This is a genomic window from Bradyrhizobium sp. Ken01 (genome assembly GCF_055807355.1).
Genome location: NZ_JBVVPC010000172.1, coordinates 1 through 325 on the forward strand (window position 1 = coordinate 1; position 325 = coordinate 325).

At 63.1% G+C, this 325-nt stretch carries 1 protein-coding gene; it reads right to left on the reverse strand.

The genetic code is table 11. The features are described 5' to 3' along the window. Positions 1–188: reverse transcriptase domain-containing protein (locus AC0L3S_RS39230; RefSeq protein WP_473285322.1), on the reverse strand; the 188-nt coding region annotated here is incomplete at its 3' end. Between the last annotated feature and the right edge of the window lie 137 nt (positions 189–325).

Genomic DNA, 325 nt, shown 5'->3' on the forward strand with positions numbered 1-325 from the left:
CTCTCGAAGCCCATGACGAAGTCGTCCGCATAGCGAACGGCCACAACGCGACCGCGTGCGCGGCGACGGCGCCATTGATGGGTCCAGAGATCGAGGATGTAGTGCAGAAAGATGTTGGCGAGGAGCGGACTGATGCCCGCCCCCTGCGGGGTACCCCCTATCCGTTTCTTGCTTCTCGCCGCTCTCAAGAACGCCGGCCCGCAGCCACAGCTCTATGAGCCGCAATATGCGAGGATCGGCGATCCTGCGCGCCACCATCCGCAGCAGCCACTCGTGGTCGACCGAGTCGAAGAAGTTGCGTATGTCGGCATCGAGCACCCAGTTG